A 23043-nucleotide genomic window follows, 5' to 3' on the forward strand; every position below is an offset into this window, starting at 1 on the left:
GAGGGTCCCAGGGCAGCCCCCGTCGCGCCAGGCACCGCCTGGCTATCTCCTTCGACTGTGTAGATAGCGTCGGACCGGCCGATGCTCTTTCGGATGCAGTACTTGGCGGCACGCTGTCCAGAACCGCTCCAGTTCCAGCTCCGTGAGCAGGCGGTCTTGTTCGCGGTTACCCCACTGATCACGCTCACGCATGCGTTCAGGCATGCCTTCAGCGATCCAGTAGGCCAAGCCGTCCAGCCATACATCGAGGTGCTTGGCGGCGCCTTCGGCTGTGGCGGCTGGCCACTGCGGGCCTTCGACGACTACTGCGCCGAGGGTACGCATAACGTCGCTGCGCATCGCCTGAACCAGCTGCAGTTTCACCTTCGCCGACTCGACATCCAGATATCCTGAGCGCATGCCGTCCATCAGGGCAGATATGGCATCGCGACGTACGAGTAGCGCCGTCGTGCAGGCGTTGTACGCAGCTCTCCGGGACTTGTGGTCTTCGAGCGTCGACTGTCCCCGGGTGCTGATTCCCGCAGCGCGCACGGCTCCGCCTGCGCCCACGAGGGTACCGAGTACCGTTCCTGCGACTCCCATCAGCGCCAACTGTGTGGTCGGATCCATCCCGTCATTGTGGCGGGTCTGCAAGCACGGAACACAGCTGTCGGGCAGGGCGCGGCGATGGCAACTGGCTGGCTATCGCCCAGACCGAGGCAGTAGCCAGTTGCTCAGACCTGGGCGACTCACTCTCTATGCCAAGCGAGTCAACTCCCGCACATACTCCACCCCCGCTCCCCGGAAAGCAGCACCTCCTCGCCCGTCGGGACGAACCCCGTCCGGGTCAGGACCGACCGGGAGGCCGTGTTGGTGAGGGTGGCCGCCGCGCGCAGCGTCGTCAGGGCGTAGGTCGTCGTGCACAGCGTGAAGAGGTTGCGGACCGCCTCCGTTGCCAGGCCGCGCCCCGTGGCCTTCTCGGCCAGGCGGAAGCCCAGGTCGGCCGTGCCGTTCGCGGCGTCCACCAGGTTGAAGCGGCCCAGTATCTCGCCGTCCTCCGCCACCAGCAGGTGGAAGTGGCAGGCCCCGGTTGCCTGTTCGGCCAGGCGGGCCGCGTGGCGGGCGGCGAAGTGGGTGAAGTAGTCGTCGCCGCGGTCCGGTACGGAGGCGGCGAAGAAGGCGCGGTTCTCCTGCTCGAAGGCCAGCAGGGCCGGGGCGTGGTCGGGGTGCAGGCGCTGAAGTTCGGGCATGGCTGCAGCGTACGCAGCGTGCCCGGCCCGCCGACACCGGTTATGGGGAGGGGGTTGGGCGGGGGGTGCGGGGCCGCCCCCCCGCCTGACCTACAGCGCGCCCCCGTGGCAGTCCCGGTAGGGCCGCCCCGTGCCGCACCAGCAGGCCGCGCTCCTTGCCGGGGGCCAGGGGACCGCGCGGCCGCGGGCCGCGAGGGTCGTGGCGTACTGGGGGAGCAGGTCCGGGTCGGCCGGGGAGGCGGCCTCGGAGGCGGCGAACGCCTCGTACGACGGGACCGTGCCCGTCACGATGCCGAGGTTCGGGGTGCCCGTCGCGTGGAGGTCGCGCAGGGCCGCCTCCAGGCGGGCCAGGTGGTCCGGGTGGGAGGCGTACTCGCTGCCGAGGCTCGGGTAGGCGGTGAGGAGTTCGCTCAGTTCGCTCTCCGGCCAGTGCAGGACCGCCACCGGGAACGGCCGGGACAGGGCCGTGCGGTACGTGCCCAGTTCCGCGCGGAGACGGGTGATCTCGGCCCGCAGCTCGCCCGGGTCCGAGGAGCCCAGCGCCCACAGCCGCTTCGGGTCGTGGAGCTCGTCCAGCGGGACGGCCGACGTGTGCAGGGCGTCGGCCAGCTCGTCCCAGGCGTCGTGCCGGACGCCCATCAGGCGGCGTACCCGGTGGCGGCCGGTCAGCAGTGACTGGGTGGCATAGGGGACTTCCTCGCCCGGCGCGATGAGCAGGGTGAGGGCGGTGGAGAAGTAGTCGTGGGCCGCTTCGAGCTCGTCGTGGGCCTCCAGGGTCTCCGCCGCGATCTCCCAGGGCGCCGCTTCCAGCGGGCCGGCCGCGCGGATGCCGTCGATGATCGCGCGGGCCTCCGCCTCGTGGCCGTACTCCCACAGGTTGGCGGCGTTGAGCGCCTTCACCAGGTGGGGGTGCTCGGTGTCGGGGTTGCTGAGCAGTTCGTCGTAGAGCGTCGTGGCACGGGCGCGGTCGCCCGCGAGTTCCAGGTGGGCCGCCGCCTGGAGGAGCAGGGGCTCGTGGTCCTCGGGGTACTGCGCCGCGGTGCGCAGCAGGCGCTCGGCTTCGGTGGTGTGGTCGGCAGGCGTGTCGGGGCGCATGAACCACACCGTACTGCTGTAGGGCCTCGGGACGGAGAGTTGTTCCGGCTCTGGAGAGTTACGGGGCTTGGCCCTATCGTGCGGGCCGTGCGTGAGCGGATACCGGTGGTGGTGCAGCACGACCCGCGCGGACGGCGGCTGGCCGCGCGCGGGCTGTGGACGAGCGCCGAGCTGGTGATGACCCTCGGCGTCGTCCTGCTGCTGCTCGTCGCCCACCAGCTGTGGTGGACCAACCGGCAGGCCCGGGCCGGCGCAGCCCACACCGTGCAGGCCCTGCAGCGGGACTGGGGGGAGCCGGCGCCGGAACCGGCGGCTGGGGACGAGGGCGGAAGTGGGGGTGGGGCGGATGAGGGCGCGCAGGGCGGCAGTCCCGCGGTGGGAGCCGGCGACGCGGACAAGGGCGGCGGCTCCTCCCCGGCTGCGGACACCACTGCCCGTGCGCCCCGCAGGTCCCAGGCGTACGCCGTCATCCGGATCCCGCGCATCGGACTCACCGCACCCGTCGCCCAGGGCATCAGCAAGCGCGGCGTCCTCGACAAGGGGTACGTCGGCCACTACCCCCGCACCGCGCAGCCCGGCGGCTCCGGGAACTTCGCGCTCGCCGGGCACCGCAACACCCACGGAGAGCCGTTCCGCTACATCAACCGGCTGCGCCGCGGCGACCGGATCACCGTCGAGACCCGGGACGCCGTGTACACGTACACCGTCGACAAGACCCTCGACCGGACCGGTGCGGGGGACAGCGGGGTCGTGGCCGCCGTGCCGCGCAGCAATGTGAGGCCGTACGTCGGCTACCGGGCGGCCGGGTCCTATGTGACGTTGACGACGTGCACGCCCGAGTTCACCTCCCGGTACCGGCTGGTGGTGTGGGGGAAACTGACAGATGTGCGGGGGAGGTAGCGGATACGGGGGTTACGGGGGCAGCCGCCGGGCGATGGTGTGCCGCCGGGGCGGGGTCACTAAGGTTCCCTGACGTGCTCAGACGACGTCCGCAGTTGTTGTGGTTGCTGGTCCCCTACGTGCTGTACCTGGGGGCGCTGCCGTTCGTGAACCGGGTCCGGCCCGTCGTTCTCGGGCTGCCGTTCCTCTTCTTCTGGCTGCTCGGGGCGACCGTGCTGACCCCCGTCGCCGTATGGCTGACCCGACGGGGGGACCGCCGGTGAACGCCGCCGTCGCGACCTCCGTCTTCGGGGTCTTCATGGTCGCCACCGTGGCCCTCGGACTGCTCGCCGTGCGCGGCCGGCGCGGCGGGGGAGAGGGCGGTGGGCTCGCCGAGTGGTCGGTGGGCGGGCGCAGCCTGGGGACCGTCTTCATCTGGGTGCTGATGGCCGGCGAGGGCTACACCAGCTTCAGCTATCTCGGCGCCGCGGGCTGGGGCTACAACTACGGGGCACCGGTGCTCTACGTGGTGGCGTACATGTCCTGCGGCTACGCCGTCGGCTACGTGGTCGGGCCCATGCTCTGGGCGTACGCGCGCAAGCACGGCCTCGTCGGGATCACCGACATGGTCGCGCACCGCTTCGGGCGGCCCTGGCTGGGCGCGCTCGTCGCCGTACTCGCGACCGTCTTCCTGCTCCCGTACATCCAGCTCCAGATCACCGGCATGGGCGTGGTCGTCTCGACGATCTCCTACGGCGCCATCAGCCTGAACTGGGCCTACTTCATCGCCTTCGCCGTCACCACCGGCTTCGTCGTCGTGAGCGGGCTGCGCGGCAGCGCGTGGGTGTCCGTGCTGAAGGACGTGATGGTGATCGCCACGCTCGGCTTCCTCGCCGTCTACGTACCGATGCACTACTTCGACGGCTACGGGCCCTTCCTCGACCGGCTCGTCACCGAGAAGAGCGAGTGGCTGACCTTCCCCGGGCACGGGGACAGCGGGCTCGGGCAGGCCTGGTTCGTCACCACCTCGTTCCTCAACTCCCTCACCGTCGTGATCTTCCCGACCACCGTCGCCGGCTACCTCGGCGCGAAGAACGCCGACGTGCTCCGGCGCAACGCGATGTGGCTGCCCGCCTACAACGTGCTGCTGTTCGTGCCGATGCTGCTCGGCATGGCGGCGCTCTTCGTCGTGCCGGGGCTGGTCGGGGCCGAGTCCAACCTGGCGCTCTTCAAGCTCGTCGTGGACTCGCTGCCGGCCTGGTCGGTCGGGATCATCGGCGTGGCGGCCGCGCTCTCCTCGATCGTGCCGATGGCCGTCTTCATGCTGGTCATCGGCACGATGTGGGGACGCAGCGTGCTCTCGCTCGTGCCGCGCTGGGAACAGCGGCAGAAGGGCGCCGCCCAGGTGGTCGTCGTGATCGCGGGCGGCCTGGCCCTGCTGCTCACGTACACCGCGCCGAACACCCTCGTGCGGCTCTCGCTGATCTCGTACGAGGGAATGGCGCAGCTGCTCCCCATGGTGCTGCTGGGGCTGATGTGGCGGCGGCTGACTCTGCTCGGGGCGATGAGCGGGCTGGTCGTCGGGGTGGGTGTGGTGTGCGGGTTCGTGTTCACGGAGAACGATCCGGTGTGGGGCGTGAACGCGGGCATCGTCGCGCTCGGCGCCAATCTGGCCGTGGCGCTGGCGGTCACGTACGCGGGGCCGCGCGAGCGCGACGAACGGCCGGACGACGAGGTGCTGGCGCGGGACGACATCGAGGAGGAGGCGCGGGTGGCGGCGGCGGGGGCGGTGGGGTGAGCGCGGGGCGGTGACGCTTCGCGACGGGGCCGGCGGCGGGGCGGTGACGCTTTACGGCGGGGTCCGGGCTGCTGCTGGTGGTGGTGGCGGGGGTGCTTCCGGGGCCGGTGTCAGTGGCGTTCGCGCAGCAGCAGGACGATGACCGTCGCCAGCAGTGCCAGTCCCACCGACAGCAGCAGCGCGCCGTTCGCGCCGGTGCCCGTCGTCGCGATCGCGATCGTCACCGCCACGCCCGCCGACGAGCCGATGTAGCGGGCCGTGTTGTTCGCGCCCGATCCCATCGCCGCCCGCTCCGGCGGCACGGACTCGACCGCCAGCCGGGGCAGCGCGGCGTTCAGCAGCCCGCTCCCGATGCCCGAGACGACCAGCGCCGGGACCAGCCGCAGCCACACCGCCGGGCCAGGGTGCGCGGTGACTCCCAGGGTGCCGAGCAGGGTCAGCACGGCCACCGCGTGCAGGGCGAAGCCCGCGGCCAGCTGGTGGCGGGCCGTGACCCGGCCCGTCAGCCGGCGCGCCTGCAGCGCCACCAGGAACGCCGTACCGGACCAGAGCAGGAAGAGCCACGCCGAGTCGAGCGCCGACAGGCCCAGCGCCTCCTGGAGCAGCGTCGGCAGATAGCTGAACAGGCCGATCACCGCGAGCCCGGTGAACAGCCCGCCGGCCGACGAGGCCAGGAACGCGCGGCTGCGCAGCAGGGACAGGTCGATCAGCGGGGCCGCGGCCCGCCGCTCCACCGCCAGGAACGCGAAGGCCAGCGCGAGCGCGGCGAGCAGCAGCAGTGCGACGGGTGCGCGCAGCCAGCCCTCCCGGCCGAGCGTCAACGCGGTCAGCAGCGCCGTCATCGCGAGGCCCAGCACCGCCGCACCCGCCAGATCCGGCCGGGCGCCGCGCGGGGCGCGGGACTCGGTGAGCGTACGGAACGCGAAGGCGGCCGTGACGAGGGCGGCGAGGCCCAGCACGGCGTACGTCAGCTGCCAGTCGACGGACCCGAGCGAACTCGCCAGCAGCGGGCCGAGCGCGATCCCCGCGCTCACGAACGCGCCCCAGATCCCGGTCGCCCTGATCCTGGCCGCCCCCGCCGGGAACGCGCCGACCAGCAGTCCCAGGCTCGTGGCCAGGATCGCGGCGCTGGCCGCTCCCTGGGCGACCCGCGCCAGCGTGAAGGTGAAGGTGTCGGTCGCCAGCGCGCCTAGTGCCGTCGTGACGCCGAGAGCCAGGGTGCCGATCAGGAAGAGCCTGCGGCGGCCGTAGTCGTCGGCGAGGCTGCCCGCGACGAGCAGGACGGCGGCGAGGCCGAGCGGGGTGCCGTTGAGCAGCCAGGCCTGGCCGGAGGGCGGGGTGCCGAGAGCGGCGGAGACGGTGGGGACCGTCGTCATCGGCGAGGTGTAGTTCATCAGCGCCACGGCGGTGGCGACCGCGGTGATCGCGAGCGTCGGCCCGGGGCGGGGTGCGGGTGCGGACGTGGTCGCGGTTGTGGACGCATAGAGGGGCCCGCGGATCTGGTGGGCCGCGCGGGGCGGGGGCGTACGGGCTGGGCCATGGCATCGCTCCGGGGTTCGCATGGTCGCTGTGCAGCGGAGTCACAGGCCGCTGTCCACGGGTGGTGGGGTCACCGGGCCGCTGTGTGACTGGTCCAGCGGCCTTCGCGCGCCTTTCAGCGGGCCTCCGCGCGACTCGGTCGGGTCGGTTCGGCTCGGAGTCGCGCGGTCGACGCGGTGGGCACAGCCGGTGCGGTCGGAGCGGTCCAGTGGTCGGCCCGATCCGGTCGTCGGTCCGGCAGTCGGGGCCGGTCGCCCGGTCCGGTCGTCGGTCCGGGCGTCGGTTCGGTGAATGAACTTGTGTGGATGTGCTGACGCTAGCACGGTCAGTTCATTCATCGAACCTAGGAGGGGTAAAGTGGCCGCATGGCCCTCGGCAAGGACTACGTGACCCAGCAGTGCTCCATCGCCCGCGCGCTTGAGGTGATCGGTGAGCGCTGGACACTCCTGGTGGTGCGCGATGCCTTCTACGGCGTGCGCCGGTACAACGACTTCCTGGTGCACCTCGGGGTCCCGCGCGCCGTCCTGGCCACCCGGCTCCAGTCCCTCATCGAGGCCGGGGTCCTGGAGAAGCGCCGCTACCAGGAGTCGCCGCCGCGTGAGGAGTACCTGCTGACCGACAGCGGCAAGGCGCTCTGGCCGGTCGTCCGCACCCTCGGCGTGTGGGGGCGCGATCACGTGCCCGGCACGCTTCCGATGCGTGTTTTCGTTCACGCCGCCTGCGGCACGGAACTGGGCGCGTGGGGCGAATGCCCGGCCTGTGCCGCGCCCGTGCCGCCCGAGGAGGTCGAGATGCGGCCCGGTGACGGGCTGGACCTGGACCCGGACAATCCGGTCAGTCGCGCACTGCTCTCGCCCCGCCGACTCCTGCGGCCCTCGAAGGCGATCGTGTATAACGGTTAGCGGTTGATGATTGAAGTGCCGTCGTACGACGCGGCCGCAGGAGCGCGAAAGGGGGAGAGCCCATGGGAGCAGGTGCCATGAACCGCGCACGCGGTGGCCTCACCCGGCTGCTCCGCCCCGCCGGTCTGCTGGTCTTCTTCCTCGCCGAGGTACTGCTCGCCGAAGGCGGCAGCCTCTCCGCCGCGGTCGCGCTCGCCGCCACCGCGGCCGCCGGCACCGCACTCGTCGCCTGCTCGGTCATCAGCGCGCGCTGCGCCGTCCCGGTGCCCCGCACCCGGGTCCGTACCGCGATGCGGGACCGGGAGAAACGCACCGCGTTCCTGCCGCAGCGAGATCCCGACGCCAAGGGGCGCAGGCGCCCCCGAGCCCCCGGCCGTGTCCTTCTGACGGCCGCGTAAGGGTTCGCCCCTCTTCTTTCGTTTCCGTACGCCCGCCCGCCATGGCTGCCGCACCGCGGCCCGACGCCCATGGCCCCGCGGCGTGCACGCACCACCCGGCGTTCCCCGCGCGGATCGTCATGCCGAGTCCGATTCACTTCCCGGCACGACGAGACCCCCGGAGGGCTCATCCATGTCCGCCTTCATGTCCGCTTTCGCCAGCCTGGTCGGCGCCTTCGCCGATCTGCTCCACCCGTTCTTCCAGAACGCGTCCACCGCCGCCGCGATCGTGCTGTTCACCGCGCTCGTACGACTCGCCGTGCACCCCTTGTCGCGGGCCGCGGCACGCGGGCAGAGGGCCCGCACCAAGCTTCAGCCGCGCGTCGCCGAACTGCGCAAGAAGCACGGCAAGAACCCCGAGCGGATGCAGAAGGCGCTCATGGAGCTGCACAAGGAGGAGAAGGTCTCGCCGCTCTCCGGCTGCCTGCCCAGCCTCCTGCAGATGCCGGCCTTCTTCCTGCTCTACCACCTCTTCTCCAGCCAGAAGATCGGCAACGACCCCAACGAGCTGCTCGGCCACGAGCTCTTCGGCGCCCCGCTCGGCGAGCGCTGGCACGACGCGCTCTCGCACGGTGGTCCGTTCGGTGCGCAGGGTGCCGTGTACCTGGGACTCTTCGCCCTCGTCGCCGCGGTCGCCACGTTCAACTACCGGCGTACCAAGCGACAGATGGCCGCCAACCCCATCACTCCGACCACCGGCCCCGACGGACAGCCGGTCCCCGGCATGGGGGCGATGGCGAAGGTGATGCCGCTGATGTCCTTCTTCACGCTGATCACCGTCGCCTACGTGCCGCTGGCAGCCGCGCTGTACCTCGTCACGAGCACCACCTGGACCGCCGTCGAACGGGCCTACCTGTACCGCGACATGCCGGCCGCGGGCGCCGCCATGGCCACGGTGGCGTAATCGCGGAAGCGACTGCGCCGGTCCAGTGTGTGAACAGGGTCTTGCGGAGTGATCGGACGTCTTGGAGGATCGGACAGGCCTGCGATGGCCGCCACCCATCCGACGGGCCCGATCTCGACCAAGGGAGACAGACCGTTGAAGCTGCTTCGTGTGGGTACTGCGGGCGCGGAACGACCGGCGCTGCTGGATGGCGACGGAACCTTGCGTGACCTGTCGGGAGTCGTCACCGACATCGACAGCGCGCTGCTCGCCGACGAGGACGCGCTGGCCCGGGTACGGGCCGCCGCGGCCGCGCCCGGCGAACTGCCCGTGCTCGACGCCGAGGGGCTGCGGGTGGGATCACCGCTGGCCCGGATCGGCAAGATCGTGTGCATCGGGCTGAACTACCACGACCACGCCACGGAGACCGGAGCCCAGATCCCGACCGAGCCGATCCTGTTCTTCAAGGCGCCGGACACGGTGGTGGGGCCCGAGGACACGGTGCTCGTGCCGCGCGGCAGCGAGAAGACCGACTGGGAGGTCGAGCTCGCCGTCGTCATAGGGCGCACCGCCCGGTACCTGGACTCCGCCGAGGAGGGGCTCGCGCACGTCGCCGGATACGCGGTGGCGCACGACGTCTCCGAGCGGGAGTTCCAGATCGAGCGCGGTGGCACGTGGGACAAGGGCAAGAACTGCGAGACGTTCAACCCGCTGGGGCCGTGGCTGGTGACGGCCGACGAGGTGGCCGACCCGCAGGCGCTGCCGCTGAAGCTCTGGGTCAACGGTGAGCTGAAGCAGGACGGCACCACGGCCGACCAGATCTTCCCGGTGGGTGAGGTGGTGCGCTACCTGAGCCACTTCATGACGCTGTACCCGGGCGACGTGATCAACACCGGGACGCCGGCGGGCGTGGCCATGGGACAGCCCGAACCCAAGCCGTATCTGCGGGCGGGGGACGTCGTGGAGCTCGAGATCGCGGGGCTGGGGCGGCAGCGGCAGGAGCTGAAGGGGGCGTAGGGGTGGGCGGTGCCAGGGTTCGCCCGGGTGCCGCTGTGTCCTCAAGCGCCGGACGGGCTGGAGGGGTGTCCCCAAGCGCCGGACGGGCTGAAGGAATGTCCTCAAGCGTCGGACGGGCTTGGGTTGGCCGGGCTCGGTTGGAGGGGGTGTCCTCAAGCGCCGGACGGGCTTGATTTGGCCGGGCTGGGCTCGCATTGGCCTGGATGGGGTTGATCTGGTCCCGCGGGCTTGATGGGGGACCGTGGTAAAGATCGGAGGGGTGGGGCCGCCTGGGGCGGTGCCACCCCTCCGGTTCGGTTCAGGCGCCGAGTGTTGTGGCGAACTGTTCCAGTGCCTCGACCACCAAGGCGTGGTCCTCCGCCTGGGGCAGGCCGGAGACCGTGACCGAGCCGATGACGCCCGCGCCCTCGACCGCGATCGGGAACGAGCCGCCGTGTGCGGCGTACGTGGCCGGGTTCAGGCGCGAGGCGTCGTCGAACGTCGTCCCCTTCGCCCGGAACCGGGTCCCGACAAGGTAGGAGCTCTCGCCGTAGCGCTCGACGACCTTGCGCTTGCGGTCGATCCAGGCGTCGTTGTCCGCGCTCGAACCCGGCAGTGCGGCGTGGAACAGCTGCTGGGCCCCGCGTCGGATGTCGATCGCGACCGGCGCGTGCCGTTCCCGGGCCAGGGCGACGAGCAGGCCGCCGAGCGCGTACGCGTCGTCGTAGCCGAAGTGCGGCAGTGTCAGCCTGCGCTCCTGAGCGATCAGCTCGGAGATGGTCGGAGCGGTGGGGTTCATGCGGACTGCTCCTCGTCGGCGTGGGCGGGTGCGGTGGCCAGGGTCACGGTGACGCCTTCGCGGGCCGAGCGGCGGGCGGCCTCCAGCACGTCCAGTGCCGCGGCGGCCTGGAGCGCGGTCACCGGATTGTCGCCCTTGCCGCGCAGCGCGTCGGCGACCGCCGCGTAGTACGCGGGGTAGTCGCCGGGCAGGGTGCGGACCGGGGTGCCGCCGCCCGTCAGCGGGGACTCGCCCGAGCCGAGCCGGCCCCACAGCTCCTCGGCCTCCTCGCCCCAGGGTGCGTCCGCCGTCGGGCGTGCGCCCTCGCGCAGGGCGGCCTCCTGGGGGTCCAGGCCGTACTTCACATAGCCGGCGGTGGAACCGAGCACCCGGAAACGCGGGCCGAGCTGGGCCGTCGTCGCACTCACGTACAGGTGCGAGCGGACCCCGTTCGCGTGGGTGATCGCCAGGAACGTGTCGTCGTCCGCGGCCGCACCCGGCCGGCGTACGTCCGACTCCGCGTACACCTGCACCGCCGGCCCGAACAGGACCAGTGCCTGGTCGACGACGTGGCTGCCCAGGTCGAACAGCAGCCCGCCGATCTCCTCCGGGTCGCCCGACTCGCGCCAGCCGCCCTTCGGCTGCGGGCGCCACCGCTCGAAGCGGGACTCGAAGCGCTGCACCTCGCCCAGCTCGCCGTCCGCGACGAGCGAGCGGAGGGTGAGGAAGTCGTTGTCCCAGCGCCGGTTCTGGAAGACCGAGAGCAGCACCCCGTGCTCCTCGGCGAGGGCCGCCAGCTCCCGCGCTTCGGCCGCCGTGCCGGCGATCGGCTTGTCCACGACCACCGGCAGACCGGCCTTGATCGCGGCAGCCGCGATCGGGACGTGGGTCTTGTTCGGCGACGCGATCACGATCAGGTCGAGTTCGTCCGCGCGCTGCCACAGCTCGTCCGGCGAAGCGGCGAACCGGACGCCGGGGAATTCGGCACGGGCCTGCTCGCGCCGCTCCTCGTTCGACGTGACGACCGTGTCCAGGACGAGGCCGTCGGTCGCGGCGATCAGCGGGGCGTGGAAGACGGAACCCGCCAGGCCGTAGCCGACGAGTCCGACGCGCAGGGGGTTCCCGGACGGTCCGGAGGTCTCGTGAGTCGCGTGGGCAGTCATGCCTACCACTTTGGCAACGCTGTTGCCAAAGTGCAAGCGCGGGAGACAATGGGTCTGTGAACAGGAGTAATAGCGGCGCGAACCTGCCGACGCTGCGCAGCCACAACGCAGCGCTCGTGCTGGACCTGCTGCGGGTCGCGGGCGAGCGCGGGATCAGCCGGCTCGAACTCGCCGAACGGACGGGGCTCACCCCGCAGGCTGTCAGCAAGATCACCGCCCGGCTGCGGGCCGAGGGGCTGGTGGCCGAGGCCGGCCACCGCGCTTCCACGGGAGGCAAGCCCCGGACCGTGCTGCGGCTGGTGCCGGAAGCAGGCCATGCGGTGGGGCTCCATCTGGACCGAGACGGGCTGACCGTGGTGCTCGTCGACCTCGCGGGCGCGGTGGCCGCGAGCAGTACGGCTCCGCTGGACTTCGGCGCCCCCGCCGACGAGGTGGTCGCGGCGGCGGCCGGGGCGGTCGCCGCCGTGCGCGGCGACGACACGCGGCCGGTGCTCGGCGTGGGGGCCGCCGTACCGGGGCCGCTCGACCACCGGGGCGGGGTGCTGCACCGCGTCACGGGGTTCCCGCAGTGGGACGGTTACCGGCTCGGGGACGCCCTCGCGGCGCTGACCGGGCTGCCCGTGGTCATCGACAAGGACACCAACGCCGCGGCCTTCGGACTCGCTCTGCAGGCCGCCGGCGACGGCGCGGGTGACGGCGACTTCGCGTATCTCCATCTCGGGACCGGGCTCGGTGCCGGGCTGGTGCTCGGTGGCGCGCTGCACCGCGGGGCCCGGACCGGAGCTGGTGAATTCGGCCACCAGACCGTCCAGCTGGACGGGGTGCTGTGCAGCTGCGGCGGGCGCGGCTGCATCGAGGCGCTCTGTCTGGCGGCCGTCGCCCGCGGCGACGCCGCCGAGGCCGCGCGGGTGCTCGGCACGGGCGCGGCCAATCTGGTCGGGCTGCTCGACATCGACCGGGTGGTGCTGGGCGGACGCACCGTCGCCGCCGACCCGGACGCGTACGTCCGAGGGGTACGCGCCGTGCTCGACGAGCGCGCCAGGCGGGACGGGGCCGACGGGGTGCCGGTCCCGGTCGTCGCCGCCCAGGGAGGTGACCGCCCGGTCGCCGAAGGGGCGGCGCAGCTGGTCCTCGCCCCGCTGTTCGGCCGCGTCGGCGGCGCGGAAGCGGGCAGCGACCCGGAGCGGGGCGGGGGCTGAGCCCGCCGGAGCTGAGTCCTGTCTCCTTGCCGTCACGCAGGGGACGAACCCCGCCCGCCTGCCGCCCCTCCCGCGATCGCTCCACCCTGCCCGGCTGCCGTCCCGCCGTCCCGCGATCGCTCCACCCCGCCCGGACCCGTCTCACCAGCGGTCCGAGGTGGGCTGATCGGGGTGTTCCGCGCGGCCGACCGGGCGGCTTCGCGGCATGTCTGCGGCGGTGGGGCCGTGGCGGCGTGGCAGCGTCCCGGCCCATACCGGTGAACTCCGGGTCCGGGGCGAGCCGTCCGTTTCCGCGAGCAGCGAAGGCCGCCCCCATGCCCCCCACACCGCCCCACCCGCCACACCTCCGGAACACCCGGCGCCGCCGCCCTCACCCCAGGGCCGGACCAGGCACGGGCTCGCGCTCGGGCTCGCCGCCGCGAGTGTCGTTCCCGCCGTCGTGCTCGGCGGCCCCGCGACCGCGTCCGCCGCCCCGCAACGCAGCCCGGCCGCCGCACAGGCATCCGTGCCGACCCGGGCAACGGCCTCCGCGCCGGTCTCCGTCACCGCCGACCAGCAGCCCTCATGCGGTGATCCGGAGGCCGCCGAATTCCCGATTGACACCCGGATCCACGGCGGCCCCGACACGTACGCCTCCGGCGGCGGCTACGGCACCTGGTTCCTGGACCTGACCAACACCACCTCGCGGTCCTGCCGGTCCATCCACCCGGTCCTGGTCCTTACCGACGACGACCGCAAGCTGACCTCGGACCAGATCCAGCTGCAGTTCTCCGAGCGCGCCCACCCCGGTGTGGAGCACCGCGTCATCTGGGAGACGACCGACCGGGACGAGCACATCGGCGTCTTCGGCGGCGAGGGCGACGAAGCCTTCGGCGGGTTCACCGTGCCCGCCGGACGCACCGTCACCGTCCAGGTCCGGCTCGCGTTCACCTCCGACACCAGCCCCGGCCGGATCACCGCCAACGCCGCGATCGTCCAGCGGCAGCACCCGCCGGCCGGCCGGACCGAACGCGGCGGAGCGCCGAAGGGAAGTGACGGGGAGTGGGTCGGTGAGTCCGAGGACTACCCGTTCTCCGTGGTCGAGGACAGCGAGGCCGAGGACAGCGGGGACGAGGGCGTGGACAGCGACGCGACCGGCAAGGAAAGCGACGGCACCGCCGAGGTCGGCGGGGTCGGGGAGGGCCGTGAGGGTCGTGAGACCCCCGGGACCGGCAGGGAGAGCGCCGGTACGGGGAAGGAGCGCGACCGGCTCCCCGACGGCACCCGCCCCGGCACCGGCGACAGCAACAGCCCCAGTACCGGCCCCAGTACCGGCCCCAGTACCGGCACCGGCACCGGAACCACCGGCACCCCGCGTCCGGTCGCGCCCGGCCGTGATCCGGCCGGTATCCCGGAGCTCGCCAGCACGGGAATCCCCGTACCGGTGCCCTTCACCGGCCTCGCCGTCGCCGGTTTCCTGATCGGCGGCGGAGCCGTGCTGGTCCGCGCCCGCCGGACGCGCCGGGCCCGCGCCTGACTTGGCGCCTCGCGCGCCGGGTGTCGGGGACGTGCCGGGCCGCACCGGACGCGCCGTGCCCGTGCCTGACTTGGAGCCGTCGCGCCCCGGGCGTCGGGCACGCGTGCGTCGGGCTGTACCGGGCCCGCCGGGCCCGCGCCTGACTCGGCGCCTCGCGCCCCGGGCGTCGGGGACGTGCGCTTCGCGCCGTTCCCGGCCGGCGCGTCCACCCGTGTTCATGTCCGTCTGCCACCATCGGGCCGTGGACTACCCGCACGACCAGGCACCTGGCGCACCGATCCGCTCCGGCATCCCGGAGCACGGCCGTATCCCCAAGTACTACGCCGTGAAGACCCATGTGGCCGCCCTCATCGAGGAGTTGGGTGAGGGCGGCATGCTGCCGACGGAGCGTGACCTGGCCTTGCGCTACGAGGTGTCGCGCGAGACCGTGCGCCAGGCGCTGCGTGAACTGCTCCTGGAGGGGCGGCTGGCCCGGCAGGGCCGGGGCACGGTGGTCGCGGGCCCCAAGCTGGAGCAGCCGCTCTCCCTCGCGAGCTACACGGAGGGCGTGCGCCGCCAGGGCCGCGCCCCGGGGCGGCATCTCATCGGGCTGGAACGGTTCCCCTGCCCCGAGTCGCTCGCCGCCGAGATCGGGGTGGCGCGCGGCGAACCGGTCTGGCACCTGGAGCGGGTGCTGCTCGCCGACGACGAGCGGGTCGGCCTGGAGAGCACGTACGTCAGCGTCGCCCGGGTGCCCGACCTGGCCGAGAAGTTCGACCCCGACTCGTCGTTCTACGCCTATCTGCACGACCGGCTCGGGATCTCCTTCGGCGACGCGGACGAGCGCATCGAGACCGTGCTCGCCACCCCCGCGAGGCGCTGCTCATCGGTACGCCGCCCGCGCTGCCCATGCTGCTGATCCACCGGGTGTCCCGGGACGGGGGCGGGCAGCCGCTGGAGCGCGTACGGACCCTGTTCCGCGGCGACCGGTTCTCCTTCACCGCCCACCTGAGCGGACCCGGCTGAGCGGACCCGGCTGAGCGGACCCGGCTGAGCCGGTAGCGCCACCGGACGGTCCGCGACGACCGCAGGTCGACCCACATCGATAACGGAAACGTAACGGGTCTAGGCCAAGTTTGGGGCCCAGTTCACCCTCCCGTTGCCGTACCGATCCGTACGGGTCACCCGTCCCGAGGAGCGTTGTCGTCGTGAGAGTCATCGTCGTAGGAGCCGGCGTGGTGGGAACCATGCACGCCTGGCACGCAGTGAACCGCGGCCACGAGGTCGTCCAGATCGAGCGGGAGAGCGAGGCGCGCGGGGCATCGCTCCGCAATTTCGGACAGATATGGGTCAGCGGCCGGGCCGGCGGCGAGGAGCTGGAGACCGCACTCCGGGCCCGCGAGCTGTGGGAGTCCATCGGTGAGCGGGTGCCGGGCCTCGGCTTCCGGGCCTGCGGCTCGCTCACCTTGCTGCGCACCGAACGGGAGACCGCCGTCGCCGAGGCGGCCCTCGCCCGCCCCGATGCGGCGGCCCGCGGCTACAAGCTGCTCACCGCCGACGAGGCCCGCGGGATCAACCCGGCCCTGCGCGGCGACTTCGGCGCCGCCCTGTGGTGCGAGCGGGACGCGGCCGTCGAGCCGCGCACCGCCCAGCTCGCCCTGAAGCGGGAGCTGCTGGCCTCCGGCCGGTACAGCTACCTCGGGGGCCGCGAGGTGCGCGAGGTCGTCGGCAGCGCGTCCGTCCGCGACGACCACGGCGACGTGCACACCGGCGACGCCGTGGTCCTGGCCACCGGCGCCTGGCTCGGCGGCCTCGTCCGCGAGCTGGCCGGGCCCGGTCTGCCGGTGCGGCGGGTCCGTCTGCAGATGATGCAGACCGACCCGCTCGGCGAGGTGCTCACCACGTCCGTCGCCGACGCCGACAGCTTCCGCTACTACCCGGCCTACCGCGGCGAGGCGCTCGACGCCCTCAACGCCGGCCAGGCCCAGGCCCCCACCGCCGCGGAACACCGGATGCAGCTCCTGATGGTGCAGCGCCGCGACGGCGGACTGACCATCGGCGACACCCACGAGTACGAGCACCCCTTCTCCTTCGACACCGTCGAGGAGCCGTACGAGCACCTCACCGGCGTCGTCGAGTCCTTCCTCGGCCGCCCGCTGCCGAGGATCCGCCACCGCTGGGCCGGGGTCTACGCCCAGTGCACCGACACCGGCCGCGTCGTCCACCGCCAGCAGGTGAGGGACGGCGTCTGGCTGGTCACCGGGCCCGGTGGACGCGGCATGACCTGCTCGCCCGCAATTGCCGAGACGACCGCCGACGAACTGGGCTGGTGAAGAAGTTGACCACGAACAATCCCCGCAACCTGATCGTCCTCGACATGGCGGGCACCACCGTCGCCGACGGCGGCCTCGTCGAGCAGGCCTTCTCCGCCGCCGCCGAACACCTCGGTGTGCGGCCCGGCTCCGCCGACCACGCCGCCAAGCTCGACCACGTGCGCGCCACCATGGGCGAGTCCAAGATCACCGTCTTCCGTCACCTCTTCGGCGAGGAGTCCCTGGCCCAGCAGGCCAACTCCGCCTTCGAGGAGGCGTACGGGAAGCTGGTCGACGCCGGTGGCATCGCCCCGGTCCCGGGCGCCCGCGAGGCCGTCGAGCAGCTCAGGTCCGAGGGCCGGACCGTGGTCCTGTCCACCGGTTTCGCCCGCACCACCCAGGACGCGATCCTCGCCGCACTCGGCTGGCAGGACCTGGTCGAGCTGACCCTCTGCCCCGCCGACGCGGGCGGTCGCGGCCGCCCCTACCCGGACATGGTCCTCACGGCCCTCCTGCGCACCGGGGCCGTGGACGACGTCCGGCAGATCGTCGTCGCGGGGGACACCTCGTACGACATGCTCAGCGGCGTACGCTCCGGGGCCGGGATCGTCGCGGGTGTCCTCACCGGCGCCCACGACAAGGACCGGCTGAGGGGCAGCGGCGCCACCCACGTGCTCGGCTCCGTCGCCGAACTGCCCGGCCTGATCGCGCGGGCCGAGGCGTGACGGGCGGGTCCGCAGCCGCCCGCAGCGGCATCCGGTTCGACCGGGTCAGCGTCGCGTACGGCGGGAACATCGTCCTCGACCGGCTCGACCTCACCGTCGAACCCGGCGAGGTCATGGCCCTGCTCGGGCCCTCCGGATCCGGCAAGACGACCGCCCTGCGCGCCGTCGCCGGATTCGTCCGGCCCGCCTCCGGGCGGGTGTTCCTCGGCGACCGCGACGTCACCGCGCTGCCGCCGCACAAGCGCGGCATCGGCATGGTCGTCCAGCAGTACGCCCTCTTCCCGCACCTGCGGGTCCAGGACAACGTCGCCTTCGGCCTCAAGGCCCAGAAGGTCGACAGGTCCGAGATCCCCGGGCGGGTCGCCGAGGCCCTCGAACTCGTCGGCATGGCCGCCTACGCCCGGCGCTACCCGCGCGAACTCTCCGGCGGCCAGCAGCAGCGCGTCGCCATCGCCCGCGCCCTCGCCATCCGCCCCGGCGTCCTGCTGCTCGACGAACCGCTCTCCGCGCTCGACGCCCAGTTGCGCTCCGGGATGCTCACCGAACTGGCCCGGCTGCACCGGGAACTGCCGGACGTCTCCATCCTGTACGTCACCCACGACCAGGTCGAGGCGCTGACCCTCGCCGACCGGATCGCCGTCATGGACAAGGCGCGGCTGCGGGACTGCGGCACCCCGCAGGAGCTGTACCGGCGCCCGCGTACGGAGTTCACCGCCTCGTTCGTCGGCAACGCCAACCTGCTGCCGGTCACCGTCGCCGCGGCTTCCGACACGGTCGACTTCGCCGGGCACGCGCTCGCCGTCCCGACCGGCGAGGTGGCCGGCGGGGTCACCGCCACGCTCTGCTTCCGGCCGCATCTGGTCGGGCTCGGCGACGGCCCCAACGCCCTCTCCGGCACCATCGCCGAGGTCCAGTGGCGCGGCTCCACGCACCGGTTGTACGTCGACGTCGACGGTCACCGGGTCAAGGCGGACCTCCGGGAGCTGCGCGAGACACCCGCACTGGGGGACACCGTGACGCTGCACTTCGCGGCGCAGGACGCGGTGCTGCTGCCCGAGGGGCGGGTGGCCGTGGCTGACCCCAGCGCACCGCTCACGCGCCGGCGCCCGGCACCGGGGGCCGTGCCCACCCATCCCCGAGCTCTCGGTCCCGCTCGACCGGGGGAGACCCCACTCGCCCTCGTGGAACGAATACCCACGACGGTCTGGGCCCTGCCGCCCGTCGCCGTGCTCGCGGTCGTCTTCCTCTACCCGCTGCTCCTCGTCGTCCAGCAGTCCTTCAGCCCCGACGAGGGCGGCACCTCGTTCGCTCCGTACGCCGACGTGTTCGCCTCCGCGTCCTTCCGGTCGGCGCTCACCACCACTGTCTGGCTCGCGGCCGGTTCGACGGCCGGATGTCTCGTTCTCGGCTTCGTCCTCGCCATGGTCATCGCCTTCGTGCCGTTCCCCGGCGGCAAGGCCGTCGCCCGGTTCGTCGACGTCTTCCTCTCCTTCCCGTCCTTCCTGATCACGCTCGCCCTGCTGTTCGTCTACGGCAACGCCGGCATGGCCAACGGTCTCTGGACCGGCGTCACCGGGGCGGCCGACGGGCCCTTCCACTTCCTCACCACGCCGTGGGGTGTGCTCCTCGCCGAGATCACCTACTTCACCCCGTTCGTGATGCGCCCCCTGCTGGCCGCCTTCTCCCAGCTCGACACCGCACAGCTCGAAGTGGCGTCCTCGCTGGGCGCCGGGCCGGGCCGGATCGTGCGGCAGGTGATCCTCCCCGAGGCGCTCCCGGCGCTCGCGGCGGGCGGCAGCCTCGTCCTGGTGATGTGCCTCAACGAGTTCGGCATCGTCCTGTTCACCGGCGCGAAAGGGGTCACCACCCTGCCGATGCTCGTCTACAGCAAGGCCATCCTGGAATCCGACTACCCGGCCGCCTGCGTCGTCGCCGTAGTCAACATCGCGATCTCCGTCGGCCTCTACAGCCTGTACCGGGTGGTGAGCCGCCGTGCTGGTGCATAGCCGTACCGGGAAGTGGGCCACCTGGGCCGTCTTCCTCCTGCTCTTCGTCCCGCTGTTCGCGGTGCCGCTGCTGGTCATCCTCGCGGCCTCGTTCGCCACGAACTGGTCCGGTGCGCTGCCCTCCGGGCCGACCCTGGAGCACTACGACGCCGCCACGGCGGGTGACTCCCTCCAGGCACTCACCACCAGCCTGACCACCGCCGTCACCGCCAGTCTGGCCGCCCTGGTCATCGGCTCCTGGGCGGCGCTCGCCGCCGCCCGGCTGGGCCGCCGCGGCAAGCGGTTGTTCGACGCGCTGTTCATGCTGCCGGTCGCCGTGCCGTCGGTCGTCGTCGGGCTCGCCGTGCTCGTCGCCTTCAGCAAGCCGCCGGTGCTGCTCAACGGAACGCGCTGGATCGTGATCCTGGCGCACACCGTTCTTGTCACGGCGTTCGCCTACTCGTCGGTCTCGGCCGCGACACTGCGTCTGGACCCGATGTACGAACAGGCGGCCGCCAGCCTCGGTGCCCGGCCGTCCTACGTCCTGTGGCGGATCAGACTGCCGCTCCTGCTGCCGTCGCTCACGGCGGCCGCCGGGCTCTGCTTCGCCCTGTCCATGGGCGAGCTGAGCGCCACGATGATGCTCTACCCGCCGGACTGGACGCCCCTGCCCGTGCAGATCTTCGCGGCCACGGACCGCGGATCGCTCTTCACCGGAGCCGCCGTCGCCGTGGTCCTGATGGCGGCGACCCTGCTCGTGCTGTTCGGGGTCTCCCGCATCCGCACCAGGGCCTCCTACCGCTGACACCCCGTACGACCCCGAACTGCCCTCGTGCGAGACCCCGTACGAGAACCCGTGCACCACCCCGTGACGAACTCCGGCCGGCATCCGGCCGACTCCCAGGAGAGACGACCGCCATGCGCAAGAACCACCTCAAGCCCCTAGCCGCCGTGACCGGCGCGCTCGCCCTCACCGCGTCCCTCTCCGCCTGCGGCGGCTCGTCCGCCGCCTCCGACGAGAAGGTCGTCACCGTCTACAGCGCCGACGGCCTCAAGGGCGAGAACGGCGACGGCTGGTACGACAAGGTCTTCCAGGACTTCGAGAAGAAGACCGGCATCAAGGTCGAGTACGTGGAGGGCGGCTCCGGCGAGATGGTGCAGCGCGCCGTCCGCGAGAAGTCCAACACCCAGGCGGATGTGCTGATCACCCTCCCGCCGTTCATCCAGCAGGCGGACTCCAAGGGCCTGCTCCAGGCGTACGAACCGGCCGGCTCCGACCAGGTGGAGAGCGCCGACAAGGCGTCCGACGGCAAGTGGACCTCGGTCGTCAACAACTACTTCGGCTTCGTCCACAACCAGAAGGAGCTGAAGACCCCGCCCGCCACCTGGGAGGAACTGCTCGGCGCGAGGTTCAAGGACAAGATCCAGTACTCCACCCCCGGGGTCGCCGGCGACGGCACGGCCGTGCTCATCAAGGCCATGCACGACTTCGGCGGCAAGGAGCCGGCCATGGCGTACCTGAAGAAGCTCCAGTCCAACAACGTCGGCCCGTCCGCCTCCACCGGCAAGCTCGCCCCGAAGGTCGACAAGGGCGAACTCCTCGCCGCGAACGGCGACGTCCAGATGAACTACGCGCAGTCCAAGGACATGCCGAACCTCGGCATCTGGTTCCCGGCGAAGGCCGGCGGCAAGCCCACCACGTTCGCGCTGCCGTACGCGGCCGGGCTCGTCAGCAAGGCGCCGCACAGCGCCAACGGCAAGAAGCTGCTCGACTTCATGCTCGCCGAAAAGGCCCAGAAGGACGTCAGCGCGGTGGGCGGCGGCTTCGCCGCCCGCAAGGACGTCGAGGCGCGCGACGCCAACGCCGTCGCGCTGACGAAGCTGATGGACGGGGTCGAGGTCTTCGAGCCGGACTGGTCGGACATCGCGGCCAACCTCGACTCGTACGTGGACGCGTGGAAGTCGGCCACCGGCAGCTGACCGTTGCCGGACGATTCACCTCGGGGGTCTGGACCACCGAGGCAATGTCGCGGAAAGATAACGGGTCTAGTCCGAATCGCAACACCCATTCCGGCAAGGGGGAGTTGAACGTGCTCCCCGCATTCATCCGACGGAGGAACCTGTGACCACAGGCATGTCCCGCCGCACTCTCCTCATGAGCGCCGCCGCCCTCGCCGCCGCGGCACCGCTCGCCGCCACCACCACGGCCCGCGCCGCCGCCCGTACGCCCAAGGTCCTGGTCATCGGCCTGGACGGTGCGTTGCTGAACAGGATCCGGGACGCGGACGCGCCCCACCTCGACGCGCTGATGGCGTCCGGCCTCACCTCCGTGAGCCCGCTCTACGCCGACCCGATGGCACCCACGCTGTCCGGTCCCGGCTGGTCCACGATCATCACCGGCGTCTGGCCCGACAAGCACCACGTCAAGGACAACGCCTTCACCGGCCACGCCTTCGCGCAGTACCCCGACTTCCTCACGCGGATCGAGACCGCGAAGCCCGGCCTCTCGACGTACGCCGTGGCCTCCTGGAATCCGGTCACCGACACGATCTTCTCCGCGAAGGTCGACACCCGCGTCTCCACTCCGGAGGCGGAGTACGACACGGGCACCACGAGCAGGGCCGCCGCCGAGCTGGCCGGCGGCAACCGGGACGCGGTCTTCGTACACCTCGACAACGTCGACCACGCGGGGCACAGCTACGGCGCGGCGAGCACGCAGTACCTGGACGCGATCCACGGCGTGGACGCCCAGGTGGGCCAGCTGGTGGCAGCGGTGCGGGGCCGGGCCGGCTACGGCTCCGAGGACTGGCTCATCATGATCACCGCCGACCACGGCCACACCGACGCCGGCGGCCACGGCGGAGCCAGTGCGGCCGAGCGGCAGACCTTCCTCATCGCGAGCGGCGGCTCAGCCACCGCGGGCTCCACCCGGTACGACATCAAGATGCCGGACGTCGCCGTCTCCGCCCTCGCCCACCTGGGCATCGCCGTCGACCCGGCCTGGGGCCTGGACGGGCGGCCCTTCCAGCAGCCGGTGCCCGACGCCTTCGACGCCCTGCGCCCGCAGCTGCGGACCCGGGGCGACGAGACGGGTATCGGCGGCGCGGTCGTCGGCTTCACCCACACCCCGCCGGCCGGATGGACCGTCGACAACAGTGCGATGGGCACCGGCGGCGTCACCGAGTGGCGCGGCTGGGCCTTCACCACGGACGAGTTCTGGACCTCCGCCGAGCGCGGCCAGTGGCGCGAGACCAACGTCCGGGCCCGCAACGTCTTCGCGGTCGCCGACGGCGACGAGTGGGTCGACAAGAGCTACGCGGGGACCTTCGACTCCACCCTGGTCAGCCCCGCCTGGCCCGTTACCGGCGGCCGCACCGCCACGCTCGCCTACACCAGCCACTACCGCCAGGAGGCCCCGCAGAAGGGCGAGGTACTCGTCTCCTACAACGGCGGCACGCCCGTCACGGTGAAGACGTACACCTCGGACACCGTCTCGAAGGCCGAATCGCTCGCCCTCCAGGTCCCGGCCGGAGCCACCACCGCCCAGGTGCGGTTCCGGTACACCGGGGGCAACAACTGGTTCTGGGCGGTCGACGGGGTGAGGATCACGTCGGGCTGATCCGACGCC

At 72.2% G+C, this 23043-nt stretch carries 21 protein-coding genes and 2 pseudogenes; 17 read left to right on the plus strand and 6 right to left on the minus strand.

Translation table 11 applies throughout. The features are described from left to right. Positions 1 to 42: 42 nt before the first annotated feature. The 3 genes from LNW71_RS20680 to LNW71_RS20690 form a co-directional block, all read right to left on the minus strand. Positions 43 to 609 (minus strand): hypothetical protein, encoded by a 567-nt coding sequence (locus tag LNW71_RS20680; protein WP_250969589.1) that lies wholly within the window; start codon positions 607 to 609, stop codon positions 43 to 45. 140 nt (positions 610 to 749) lie between these two features. Further along, entirely contained in the window at positions 750 to 1229 is a 480-nt protein-coding gene (locus LNW71_RS20685) for a GNAT family N-acetyltransferase (RefSeq protein ID WP_250969590.1), read from the minus strand. A 90-nt stretch (positions 1230 to 1319) separates the two neighbouring features. Beyond that, entirely contained in the window at positions 1320 to 2324 is a 1005-nt protein-coding gene (locus LNW71_RS20690) for an SEC-C domain-containing protein (RefSeq protein ID WP_250969591.1), read from the minus strand. A 78-nt stretch (positions 2325 to 2402) separates the two neighbouring features. On the opposite strand from LNW71_RS20690, the gene LNW71_RS20695 reads away from it, so the two are divergent. From LNW71_RS20695 to LNW71_RS20705, 3 genes are all read left to right on the plus strand, one after another. Beyond that, entirely contained in the window at positions 2403 to 3224 is an 822-nt protein-coding gene (locus LNW71_RS20695) for a class E sortase (protein ID WP_250969592.1), read from the plus strand. A 104-nt stretch (positions 3225 to 3328) separates the two neighbouring features. Next, positions 3329 to 3487: a DUF3311 domain-containing protein gene (locus tag LNW71_RS20700; protein ID WP_078617706.1), complete on the plus strand. Its 159-nt coding sequence runs from the start codon at positions 3329 to 3331 to the stop codon at positions 3485 to 3487. Further along, positions 3484 to 5001, plus strand: coding sequence for a sodium:solute symporter family protein (locus tag LNW71_RS20705; RefSeq protein WP_250969594.1), 1518 nt, complete (start codon positions 3484 to 3486; stop codon positions 4999 to 5001). The genes LNW71_RS20700 and LNW71_RS20705 overlap by 4 nt, the downstream gene beginning before the upstream one ends. A gap of 110 nt (positions 5002 to 5111) precedes the next feature. On the opposite strand, the gene LNW71_RS20710 is transcribed toward LNW71_RS20705, so the two are convergent. Beyond that, on the minus strand, positions 5112 to 6563 hold the full coding sequence (locus LNW71_RS20710) for an MFS transporter (RefSeq protein ID WP_250969595.1): 1452 nt from the start codon (positions 6561 to 6563) through the stop codon (positions 5112 to 5114). Between the two features lie 342 nt (positions 6564 to 6905). Here LNW71_RS20710 and LNW71_RS20715 point away from each other — a divergent pair, with 342 nt between their 5' ends. The 4 genes from LNW71_RS20715 to LNW71_RS20730 all read left to right on the plus strand — a co-directional run bounded on the left by LNW71_RS20715 (position 6906) and on the right by LNW71_RS20730 (position 9779). Further along, positions 6906 to 7442: a helix-turn-helix domain-containing protein gene (locus tag LNW71_RS20715; protein WP_250969596.1), complete on the plus strand. Its 537-nt coding sequence runs from the start codon at positions 6906 to 6908 to the stop codon at positions 7440 to 7442. A 62-nt stretch (positions 7443 to 7504) separates the two neighbouring features. Then, positions 7505 to 7840, plus strand: coding sequence for a DUF6412 domain-containing protein (locus LNW71_RS20720; RefSeq protein WP_250969597.1), 336 nt, complete (start codon positions 7505 to 7507; stop codon positions 7838 to 7840). Between the two features lie 172 nt (positions 7841 to 8012). Continuing rightward, positions 8013 to 8783: a YidC/Oxa1 family membrane protein insertase gene (locus tag LNW71_RS20725; RefSeq protein ID WP_250969598.1), complete on the plus strand. Its 771-nt coding sequence runs from the start codon at positions 8013 to 8015 to the stop codon at positions 8781 to 8783. A 135-nt stretch (positions 8784 to 8918) separates the two neighbouring features. Beyond that, the gene (locus LNW71_RS20730) at positions 8919 to 9779 is read left to right on the plus strand and encodes a fumarylacetoacetate hydrolase family protein (RefSeq protein ID WP_250969599.1); all 861 of its coding nucleotides are present in this window, start codon (positions 8919 to 8921) and stop codon (positions 9777 to 9779) included. A gap of 298 nt (positions 9780 to 10077) precedes the next feature. Here LNW71_RS20730 and LNW71_RS20735 read toward each other — a convergent pair whose 3' ends face one another. Continuing rightward, positions 10078 to 10557 carry a heme-degrading domain-containing protein gene (locus LNW71_RS20735; RefSeq protein ID WP_250969600.1) on the minus strand — a complete coding sequence of 160 codons (480 nt, stop codon included), beginning with the start codon at positions 10555 to 10557 and terminating at the stop codon, positions 10078 to 10080. Continuing rightward, positions 10554 to 11699, minus strand: coding sequence for a Gfo/Idh/MocA family oxidoreductase (locus tag LNW71_RS20740; protein ID WP_250969601.1), 1146 nt, complete (start codon positions 11697 to 11699; stop codon positions 10554 to 10556). The genes LNW71_RS20735 and LNW71_RS20740 overlap by 4 nt, the downstream gene beginning before the upstream one ends. Positions 11700 to 11755: 56 nt before the next feature. Here LNW71_RS20740 and LNW71_RS20745 point away from each other — a divergent pair, with 56 nt between their 5' ends. The 10 genes and pseudogenes from LNW71_RS20745 to LNW71_RS20790 all read left to right on the plus strand — a co-directional run bounded on the left by LNW71_RS20745 (position 11756) and on the right by LNW71_RS20790 (position 23034). Continuing rightward, the gene (locus LNW71_RS20745) at positions 11756 to 12898 is read left to right on the plus strand and encodes an ROK family transcriptional regulator (protein ID WP_250969602.1); all 1143 of its coding nucleotides are present in this window, start codon (positions 11756 to 11758) and stop codon (positions 12896 to 12898) included. A gap of 205 nt (positions 12899 to 13103) precedes the next feature. Further along, entirely contained in the window at positions 13104 to 14414 is a 1311-nt protein-coding gene (locus LNW71_RS20750) for a hypothetical protein (RefSeq protein WP_250969603.1), read from the plus strand. A gap of 241 nt (positions 14415 to 14655) precedes the next feature. Continuing rightward, a pseudogene (locus LNW71_RS20755) lies at positions 14656 to 15419 on the plus strand (GntR family transcriptional regulator). Positions 15420 to 15601: 182 nt separating this feature from the next. Further along, positions 15602 to 16726, plus strand: a complete 1125-nt coding sequence (locus LNW71_RS20760; protein WP_250969604.1) for a TIGR03364 family FAD-dependent oxidoreductase — start codon at positions 15602 to 15604, stop codon at positions 16724 to 16726. Further along, a complete protein-coding gene (locus LNW71_RS20765; RefSeq protein WP_308294508.1) occupies positions 16723 to 17430 on the plus strand; it encodes a phosphonatase-like hydrolase in 708 nt (235 codons plus the stop codon). Before LNW71_RS20760 ends, LNW71_RS20765 begins: the two co-directional genes overlap by 4 nt. Then, a pseudogene (locus LNW71_RS20770) lies at positions 17427 to 18491 on the plus strand (ABC transporter ATP-binding protein); the annotation flags it as partial. The gene LNW71_RS20765 and the pseudogene LNW71_RS20770, both read left to right, overlap by 4 nt. Positions 18492 to 18551: 60 nt before the next feature. Then, positions 18552 to 19436 carry a 2-aminoethylphosphonate ABC transporter permease subunit gene (locus LNW71_RS20775; RefSeq protein WP_374119531.1) on the plus strand — a complete coding sequence of 295 codons (885 nt, stop codon included), beginning with the start codon at positions 18552 to 18554 and terminating at the stop codon, positions 19434 to 19436. Then, complete coding sequence (locus tag LNW71_RS20780; RefSeq protein ID WP_250969605.1) at positions 19423 to 20220, plus strand: ABC transporter permease subunit; 798 nt, start codon at positions 19423 to 19425, stop codon at positions 20218 to 20220. Before LNW71_RS20775 ends, LNW71_RS20780 begins: the two co-directional genes overlap by 14 nt. 113 nt (positions 20221 to 20333) lie before the next feature. Next, the gene (locus tag LNW71_RS20785; protein WP_250969606.1) at positions 20334 to 21395 is read left to right on the plus strand and encodes a 2-aminoethylphosphonate ABC transporter substrate-binding protein; all 1062 of its coding nucleotides are present in this window, start codon (positions 20334 to 20336) and stop codon (positions 21393 to 21395) included. Positions 21396 to 21549: 154 nt separating this feature from the next. After that, a complete protein-coding gene (locus LNW71_RS20790) occupies positions 21550 to 23034 on the plus strand; it encodes an alkaline phosphatase family protein (RefSeq protein ID WP_250972083.1) in 1485 nt (494 codons plus the stop codon). Positions 23035 to 23043 lie beyond the last annotated feature (9 nt).

The sequence above is a fragment of the Streptomyces sp. RKAG290 genome (assembly GCF_023701695.1).
Lineage (GTDB): Bacteria > Actinomycetota > Actinomycetes > Streptomycetales > Streptomycetaceae > Streptomyces.

Excerpts from the sequence above, each read along its gene's own strand:
- LNW71_RS20790 (WP_250972083.1), top strand. The coding sequence starts at position 21,550 with ATGTCCCGCCGCACTCTCCTCATGAGCGCCGCCGCCCTCGCCGCCGCG.
- LNW71_RS20785 (WP_250969606.1), top strand. The coding sequence starts at position 20,334 with ATGCGCAAGAACCACCTCAAGCCCCTAGCCGCCGTGACCGGCGCGCTC.
- LNW71_RS20715 (WP_250969596.1), top strand. The coding sequence starts at position 6,906 with ATGGCCCTCGGCAAGGACTACGTGACCCAGCAGTGCTCCATCGCCCGC.
- LNW71_RS20710 (WP_250969595.1), bottom strand. The coding sequence starts at position 6,563 with ATGCGAACCCCGGAGCGATGCCATGGCCCAGCCCGTACGCCCCCGCCC.
- LNW71_RS20740 (WP_250969601.1), bottom strand. The coding sequence starts at position 11,699 with ATGACTGCCCACGCGACTCACGAGACCTCCGGACCGTCCGGGAACCCC.
- LNW71_RS20680 (WP_250969589.1), bottom strand. The coding sequence starts at position 609 with ATGGATCCGACCACACAGTTGGCGCTGATGGGAGTCGCAGGAACGGTA.
- LNW71_RS20685 (WP_250969590.1), bottom strand. The coding sequence starts at position 1,229 with ATGCCCGAACTTCAGCGCCTGCACCCCGACCACGCCCCGGCCCTGCTG.
- LNW71_RS20725 (WP_250969598.1), top strand. The coding sequence starts at position 8,013 with ATGTCCGCCTTCATGTCCGCTTTCGCCAGCCTGGTCGGCGCCTTCGCC.
- LNW71_RS20690 (WP_250969591.1), bottom strand. The coding sequence starts at position 2,324 with ATGCGCCCCGACACGCCTGCCGACCACACCACCGAAGCCGAGCGCCTG.
- LNW71_RS20735 (WP_250969600.1), bottom strand. The coding sequence starts at position 10,557 with ATGAACCCCACCGCTCCGACCATCTCCGAGCTGATCGCTCAGGAGCGC.
- LNW71_RS20750 (WP_250969603.1), top strand. The coding sequence starts at position 13,104 with ATGTCTGCGGCGGTGGGGCCGTGGCGGCGTGGCAGCGTCCCGGCCCAT.
- LNW71_RS20720 (WP_250969597.1), top strand. The coding sequence starts at position 7,505 with ATGGGAGCAGGTGCCATGAACCGCGCACGCGGTGGCCTCACCCGGCTG.